Origin of the sequence: Paractinoplanes toevensis (genome assembly GCF_018332695.1) — a bacterium.
GTDB classification, from domain to species: domain Bacteria; phylum Actinomycetota; class Actinomycetes; order Mycobacteriales; family Micromonosporaceae; genus Actinoplanes; species Actinoplanes toevensis.
Window position 1 is genome coordinate 1 of record NZ_BOQN01000288.1, and the last position, 505, is coordinate 505.

A 505-nucleotide genomic window follows, 5' to 3' on the forward strand; every position below is an offset into this window, starting at 1 on the left:
GACAACCCCCTTGTCACACCACCCGCCGCAGCGGGGAGGGAAATCCGGTCCTGGGTGTTACTCGGCCTCGGCCAGCGTGACCGTGGCCGACTTCTTGGCGCCGTCCCGGGTGTACTCGATGGTCATCTTCTGTCCGACCGTGCCGCCCTGAACGGCCGCGACCAGATCGTCGGAGTCATCGATGTTCTTGCCGTCCACCGAGGTGATGACGTCGCCCTGCTGGAGGCCGGCCTTGGCGGCGGCACTGTTGGCCGTCACGGTGCTCACCAGGGCACCACCGTTCTCCGCGTTGGCCACGCTGACGCCGAGCGCCGGGTGGCTGACCTTCTTGCCGGCCATCAGGTCGTTGGCGACCTGGCTGGCCTTGTCGCTCGGGATGGCGAAGCCGAGGCCGATGTTGCCGGAGCTCGACCCCTGGGTGGCGATCGCCGAGTTGATGCCGATGACCTCGCCGTTCGTGTTGACCAGGGCACCACCCGAGTTACCCGGGTTGATCGGCGCGTCG

The 505-nt window shown here is 67.7% G+C and carries 1 protein-coding gene; it reads right to left on the minus strand.

Features of this window, described 5'->3' with window-relative positions; genetic code table 11:
• Positions 1–57: 57 nt before the first annotated feature.
• A partial coding sequence (locus Ato02nite_RS51270) for a S1C family serine protease (protein ID WP_213014011.1) occupies positions 58–505 on the minus strand: 448 nt, incomplete at its 5' end.